General features: G+C 69.3%; 7 protein-coding genes. 3 read left to right on the top strand and 4 right to left on the bottom strand.

Annotation, left to right across the window (positions count from 1 at the left end; translation table 11 throughout):
• Window positions 1-1205, bottom strand: a 1205-nt coding sequence (gene tyrS / locus LRG10_RS04375; RefSeq protein ID WP_201169410.1) for a tyrosine--tRNA ligase, incomplete at its 3' end; no start/stop codon positions are given.
• A gap of 144 nt (window positions 1206-1349) precedes the next feature.
• Here tyrS and LRG10_RS13225 point away from each other — a divergent pair.
• Both LRG10_RS13225 and LRG10_RS04365 read left to right on the top strand, forming a co-directional pair.
• Window positions 1350-2846, top strand: coding sequence for a peptidoglycan DD-metalloendopeptidase family protein (locus LRG10_RS13225; protein ID WP_238634784.1), 1497 nt, complete (start codon window positions 1350-1352; stop codon window positions 2844-2846).
• Complete coding sequence (locus tag LRG10_RS04365) at window positions 2843-3967, top strand: anhydro-N-acetylmuramic acid kinase (RefSeq protein WP_255772042.1); 1125 nt, start codon at window positions 2843-2845, stop codon at window positions 3965-3967. Before LRG10_RS13225 ends, LRG10_RS04365 begins: the two co-directional genes overlap by 4 nt.
• A gap of 15 nt (window positions 3968-3982) precedes the next feature.
• Here the strand turns inward: LRG10_RS04365 and erpA are convergent, their stop codons facing one another.
• Together erpA and argC are read right to left on the bottom strand one after the other, a co-directional pair.
• Window positions 3983-4354, bottom strand: coding sequence for an iron-sulfur cluster insertion protein ErpA (erpA, locus tag LRG10_RS04360; protein ID WP_201169413.1), 372 nt, complete (start codon window positions 4352-4354; stop codon window positions 3983-3985).
• Between the two features lie 94 nt (window positions 4355-4448).
• Window positions 4449-5483 (bottom strand): N-acetyl-gamma-glutamyl-phosphate reductase, encoded by a 1035-nt coding sequence (gene argC, locus LRG10_RS04355; protein ID WP_201169415.1) that lies wholly within the window; start codon window positions 5481-5483, stop codon window positions 4449-4451.
• Window positions 5484-5621: 138 nt separating this feature from the next.
• On the opposite strand from argC, the gene hemJ reads away from it, so the two are divergent.
• Complete coding sequence (hemJ, locus tag LRG10_RS04350; RefSeq protein WP_201169417.1) at window positions 5622-6047, top strand: protoporphyrinogen oxidase HemJ; 426 nt, start codon at window positions 5622-5624, stop codon at window positions 6045-6047.
• 76 nt (window positions 6048-6123) lie between these two features.
• On the opposite strand, the gene bfr is transcribed toward hemJ, so the two are convergent.
• Window positions 6124-6624, bottom strand: a complete 501-nt coding sequence (gene bfr, locus LRG10_RS04345) for a bacterioferritin (RefSeq protein WP_201169418.1) — start codon at window positions 6622-6624, stop codon at window positions 6124-6126.
• Window positions 6625-6646 lie beyond the last annotated feature (22 nt).

Here is a 6646-nt window from a genome sequence, read left to right as displayed (position 1 = left end):
GCCCCTTTTTCACTGACCCGCGCAAACCGACGCTTGCCCACCTGCAAGAGGCACCCGACGCCGGCCTCCAGGCGCGCCTTGGGATCCTCCACGCGCTCACCGTCGACCCGCACCGCCCCTTGTCGGACCATGCGCAGCCCTTCGGAGGTCGAGCCGACCAACCCCGCCTCCTTGAGCGCCGTGGCGATGCCGATCCCGCCCTGCTCATCATAGGACAGGGTGACGTGCGGCACATCCTCCGGGACGGCGCCGTGCCGGAACCGCGCGACGAAGGCCTCACGCGCCCGCTCGGCCTCCGCCCGCCCGCGGAACCGCTCGGCCAGCTCGAAGGCCAGGGCGTCCTTGGCATCCCGCGGGTTCATCCCCTCCTCGCTAATGCGGCGCTGCATCGCCTCGACCTCATCCCAGGGGCGCAGGCTAAGGAGCTCGAAATAACGCCACATGAGCTCATCCGAGATGGACATCAGCTTGGCGTAGATGTCCTCCGCGGACTCCTTCACACCTACGTAGTTGCCCAGCGACTTGGACATCTTCTTGTGACCATCGAGACCGACGAGCAGGGGCATGGTCATCACCGTCTGCGGCTTCTGCCCGAACTGACGCTGGAGCTCGCGGCCGACGAGCAGATTGAAGCGCTGATCCGTGCCTCCCAGTTCGAAATCGGCCTCCAGCGCCACCGAGTCGTAGCCCTGGATCAGGGGGTAGAGGAACTCGTGGATCGCAATCGCCGAACCGGCCTGGTAGCGCTGGTGGAAGTCGTCGCGCTCGAGCATGCGCGCGACGGTGTAGCGGGAGGCGAGCTGGATCAGATCCCCAGCCTGCATGGTGCCCATCCAATCGGAGTTGAACACCAGCCGCGTGCGCTCCGGATCGAGGATGGCGTAGATCTGCTCCTCGTAGGTACGCGCGTTTTCTCGCACCTCCTCCGGGGTCAGCGCCGGCCGGGTGGCGCTCTTGCCGCTCGGATCCCCGATGGTGGCGGTGAAATCGCCGATCAGGAACAAGACCTCGTGACCGAGGTCCTGAAACTGCCGAAGCTTGTTGATCAGCACCGTGTGGCCGAGGTGAAGATCCGGCGCGGTGGGATCGAAGCCGGCCTTAATGCGCAGCCGCTTGCCCGACTCCAGGCGCTCTTCGAGTTCCGCCTCCGGGATGATCTCCTCGACCCCGCGCCGGATCAGCGCCCGTGCATCTTCCTTCGTCATGCCTCGCCCCCTGCCCATCACTATGTAAAATCGCGTATTGTACCGTAACCCCCGGATTGTGGCCGAGCCCGGCGCCGCGTCAGTGGCTGCCGCGCACGCTCGCCCGGGACCGATCCCGCGAAGCGCCGACTGGAGCCTAGCCCCGTGCAGACCCGACTGACCGAGCTCGATTTCAAGGGCCGCCGGCCCGCGACGGGCCGACGCCGCCGGCACCGCCGCCCCGTGCTGCGCATCGCTGCCATCACCGGCAGCGCGAGCGCCGCCGCCGTCCTGATCTGGCTCTGGATGGATGGCTCACCGTCCCCGCAAGGGTCCCCAGCCGACTCCGAACTGGTGCTGCCCCCCGCCGAGGCCGCACCGGCCACCGCAGGCACGCGCACGGACAACGCCAACGGCCTTGAGGAGGCGCCGGCCGGCCGACTGACCACCCTGGCGCTCGCCCCTGCAGCCGACGAAAGCGATCCGCTGCCGGCCTCGACCGAAAGGGAAGACGAGGCCGCGCGGGCCGACGTACGCCCAGAGCTGGAGGAACACGAGGTCACGGTCCGCTCCGGCGACAGTTTTGCTCGCATCCTCTCCCGGGCCGGGCACACCGCCGGTGACGTGCAGCGCATCCTCAACGCCGGCGAGTCCGCCGAGTCCGCGCTCACGCGCCTGCGCCCGGGACAGACCCTGACCCTGCTGCGCGACGACGAGGGGACGTTGGCCGGGGTGCGTTTCGCCATGGACCCCGAGCAGAAGCTGCTCGTCCGCCGCGGCGATGACGGCTTCGAGGCGAAGACCGTGCCCCGGGAATTGGAGCGCGAACTGCGCCAGGTCGAGGGGACGATTGAGGGCTCGCTGTTTCTCTCCGCCCGCCGTTCCGGCTTGGACGATCGGATGATCATGCAGCTCGCCCGGGTTCTCGATGGCGACATCGACCTGGGGCGGGACCTGCGTAGCGGCGACACCTTCTCCGTGCTCTACGAGCGCACCCTTGGCCCCGATGGGCAGACGCTGCGCAAGCGCCTCAAGGCGATGCGCCTGGAAGGCGCCCGCAAGACGCTGGAGGCGCTGCGCTTCGAGGACCCGGACGGCCGGGTGAGCTTCTACACCCCGGACGGCACCAGCCTGGCGCGGACCTTCACCCGCTACCCCCTGGATTTCGAGCGAATCAGCTCCCACTTCGATCGCAATCGCCGCCACCCGATCCTCGGCGTGCGCCGGCCCCACCTGGGCGTGGATCTGGCTGCGCCCACCGGCACACCGGTGCGCGCCGCCGCCGACGGGCGCGTGGTGGAGCGCCGCCGCAACGGGGGCTACGGCCGGGTGATCACCCTGCGCCACGGCGAACGCTACCAGACCCTGTACGCCCACCTGTCGCGCTACGCCTCGGGCCTGAGCGTGGGCGACCGCGTCCAGCGCGGCGAGGTCATCGGCTACGTGGGGGCCACCGGGCAGGCCACTGGCCCGCACCTGCACTACGAGTTCATCGACAACGGCCGCCACCGCAACCCGGTAACCGTGGACCTGCCCCGCGCCGAGCCGCTGCCCGACGAGCATCGCAGCGCCTTCCGCGAGCACGCCGCGCCGCTGCTGGCGAGCCTGCGCGGCGAGTCGTCGGCGGACATCCAGCTGGCCAGCGGTGAGGAGCGCCGTTGAGCGAACGTGGCGCCGAGGGAGGCTACATCGGCCTGATGTCGGGTACCAGTGTCGACGGCATCGACGCCGCGCTGCTCCGCCTGGGTGCCGACGGCGCGGTAGGCGATATTGTCGCCAGCGCCTGGAGCCCGCTGAACGACGCCCTCGCCGCTGCGGTCCACGAGGTCGGCGCAGAGACGCCGCTGCACCGGCTCTGCGAGCTGGACCGGCGCCTGGCAGAAGCCTTCGCCGCAGCCGCGGCGGCGCTGCGGCAGCAGGCTCCCGCCGAGCTGCCGGTGCACGCCGTCGGCTGCCACGGCCAGACCGTCTGGCACCAGGGGCCGGACCCCACCACCGGGGAGCCGGGACACAGCCTGCAACTCGGCGACCCGAACCGTATCGCCAGCCGCACCGGGCTACCGGTGGTGGCTGACTTCCGCCGCCGGGATATTGCCGAAGGCGGGCACGGCGCACCGCTGGCGCCCACCTTCCATGCGCATTGTTGGGGGCAGCAGGATGAGGCGGTCGCGGTGGTCAACCTGGGCGGGATCGCCAACCTGACCCTGCTACCGGCCGACGGCGGCCCGGTGATCGGCTTCGACAGCGGGCCGGCCAACACGCTGCTCGACGCTTGGGCACGCCGCCACCTGGGCGCGCCCTTCGACGCCGACGGCACCTGGGCGGCCAGCGGCCGCGTGGATGCCGCGCTCCTGGCGCGGCTGCGCAGCGACCCCTACTTCGCCCGGCCGGCTCCGAAGAGCACCGGCCGCGAGTACTTCAACGCGGCCTGGCTGCTGAAGCACTGCCAGGGCACCGAGGAGCCGGTGGACGTCCAGGCCACCCTGGCGGAGCTGACAGCCAGCACCGTGGCCGATGCGCTGCACGCGGGAGGGGGCACCCCGCGCCGGGTACGGGTCTGCGGCGGCGGGGCCCGCAACGAGCACCTGATGAGGCGGCTACAGGCGCACTGCCCGGGGGCGGACGTGGCCAGCACGGCAGTGCTGGGTATGGACCCGGACTACGTGGAGGCGGCCGCCTTCGCCTGGCTGGCCTGGGCCCGCCTCCACGGCCACCCCGGCAACCTGCCGTCGGTCACCGGAGCACGGCGCCCCGCCGTTCTGGGCGGCGTCTACGCACCGTGACCCCGGCGGCGCGGCTCAGATGGAGAACGAGGAGCCGCAACCACAGGTGGTGGTGGCGTTGGGGTTGCGGATGATGAACTGCTCGCCCTCAAGGCCACTGGAGAAATCGACCTCCGCGCCCTGCAGATAGATGCCGCTGACCGGGTCAACGACGATCTGCACCCCGCGCTTCTCGATGATGGTATCGCCCTCCTCGACGGTCTCGTCGAAGGTAAAACCGTACTGGAAGCCGGAACAGCCGCCGCCGGTGATGAACACGCGCAGCTTCACGTCACCGCCCTGCTCATCCTGGAGCAGCTCGCGGACCTTGTCCGCGGCGGCATCGGTGAAGATCAGCAGCTGATCGTCGGCCGGGGCGTGGGTCTCGGGCTCGGCGATATCGCTCATGGGTGGTCCCTCCGCAGGTGGACGCCGGGGCCGACAGGCCCCTAGCGGATAACATGCATTTTGTAGGCGCCTACCCGCCAGGTCAAACCGGCCCCTAGGGCACGTAGGCCAACCCCTCCAGCCCGGCGGTCTCGTCGAGGCCGAACATCAGATTGAGGTTCTGGACCGCCTGCCCGGCCGCCCCCTTGGTGAGATTGTCGATCACCGAGAGGATCACCGCCCGGTCGCTGCGCCCCGGCGGCTGGTGCAGGCCGATGCGACAGTCGTTGGTGCCCCGGACCCAGCGCGTCTCCGGATGGGCGCCGCGGCCGACGAGGCGGACGAAGGGCTCTTCGGCGTAGCGCTGCCGGTAAAGGGCCTCGAGCTCGTCCAGCGGACGATCCACGGCCACGTGCAGGGTGGCCTGCATGCCACGGGTCATCGGCACCAGATGGGGGACGAAGGTCACATCCACCGGTGCCCCGGCGGTCTGCGCCAGGGTCTGCTCGATCTCCGGCAGGTGGCGGTGGCCGCTGGCGCCGTAAGCCTTGAAGCCCTCGTTGGCCTCGCAGAAGAGGGTGGCCACCTTGGCCGCCCGGCCGGCACCGGAGACACCGGACTTGCAGTCGGCGACCACCGGTCCATCACCGAGCGCACCGACCTCGAGCAGCGGCAGCAGCCCCAGGGCCACGGCCGTGGGGTAGCAGCCCGGATTGGCCACCAGCCGCGCCGCCGGCAGGGCGTCGCGGTAGCGCTCGGGCAAGCCGTAAACGGCCTCTTCAAGCAGCTCGGGACAGCTGTGGGCCATGCCGTACCACTCGTTCCAGACCGCCGGGTCGCGCAGCCGGAAGTCGGCCCCTAGGTCGATCACCCGGCAGCCGGCCTCGAGCAGCGCCGGCGCCGACTCCATGGCAATCCCGTTGGGCGTTGCGAAGAAGACCACATCGCAGCGGCTCAGACGCTCGGTGTCGGGCGCGGTGAAGACATTGTCGACCACCCCCTCGAGCGCCGGCATAAGCTCGTCCACCCGGGTACCGGCCTCGGCCCGCGAGGTGATCTCCGCCAGCCGCAGCCCGGGGTGGCGCGCGACCAGGCGCAGCAGCTCCATGCCGGTATAGCCGGTACCGCCGACAATGCCTACTTCGATCATGGGTCTTTCCTCTCCCCCTGGTTTCCGGTTACTGATAGCCGCATGGGCTCCCGCCGCCACGCGGGCAGGGCCTACAATACGCGCGGAGCCGGCGCCGAGCGAGACGCCGCCCCTATCCAAACGTCAGGAGGACCCGTCGTGCTGTACATCTGGATCCAAGCCTTCCACGTTATCGCGATCGTGACCTGGTTCGCGGCCCTGTTCTACCTGCCCCGGCTGTTCGTCTACCACGCCATGGCCGAGGACGAGATCAGCAACGAGCGTTTCAAGGTCATGGAGCGCAAGCTCTACCGCGGGATCATGAACCCGAGCGCGATTGTCGCCGTGGGCCTGGGCATCTGGATGCTGGTCTTGTTCCCGCAGCTGCTCAACGAGGGGTGGATGCTGACCAAGCTGGCCCTGGTCACCCTGCTGATCGCCTACCACCTGTACTGTGGCCAGCTCCTGCAGGCCTTCGCCGACGACCGCAACGAGCGCAGCCATGTCTGGTACCGGGTCTTCAACGAGTTGCCCGTACTGATCCTGATCTCGGTGGTCGTCCTCGCCGTGGTCAAGCCCTTCTAGACACCCCCAAGCGCACGGGACCCCGCCGGCGTCGCCGACGGGGTCCCGTGCAGCAGCGATCCGCTAGGCGGCGGGCTCAGCCCTCGCCTTCGCCCTCGCCTTCGTTAGCCGCAACCATCTGCATCTGCAGATAGCTGGCCTCGCCGAGCTGGTCCATGAGCTTGATCTGCGTCTCGAGCCAGTCGGCGTGGCCCTCCTCGTCGGCGATCAGGCTGGTGAACAGGTCGCGCGAGGCGTAGTCCTGCACCGACTCGCAATACGCCGCCGCCTCGCGGTAGTAGGCCAGGCTGTCGTGCTCACCGGCCAGGTCCGCCTCGAGCATCTCACGCACGTTCTCGCCGACCTTGAGCTTCTCCAGCTCCTGGAGGTTGGGCAGGCCACCGAGGAAGAGGATACGCTGCATGAACTGGTCGGCGTGCTGCATCTCCTCGATGGACTCCTCGTACTCCTTGGCGCCGAGCTTGTCGAAGCCCCAGTCGTACGCTAGGCGGGAGTGGAGGAAGTACTGGTTAATCGCCGTGAGCTCTTTCTTGAGCCCGCCGTTGAGGTATTCGATGACCTTCTTGTCACTTGCCATGGCGCCCCCTTGTGAACGCGTT

The sequence above is a fragment of the Halorhodospira sp. 9628 genome (assembly GCF_022228075.1).
Classification (GTDB): domain Bacteria; phylum Pseudomonadota; class Gammaproteobacteria; order Nitrococcales; family Halorhodospiraceae; genus Halorhodospira; species Halorhodospira halophila_A.
Note: the sequence above shows the minus strand (reverse complement) of the source record. Positions and strands in the feature narration are given on the sequence as shown.

What these genes read in the sequence shown, in the direction of transcription:
- bfr (WP_201169418.1), bottom strand. Translation starts at nt 6,624, where the DNA reads ATGGCAAGTGACAAGAAGGTCATCGAATACCTCAACGGCGGGCTCAAG.
- argC (WP_201169415.1), bottom strand. Translation starts at nt 5,483, where the DNA reads ATGATCGAAGTAGGCATTGTCGGCGGTACCGGCTATACCGGCATGGAG.
- erpA (WP_201169413.1), bottom strand. Translation starts at nt 4,354, where the DNA reads ATGAGCGATATCGCCGAGCCCGAGACCCACGCCCCGGCCGACGATCAG.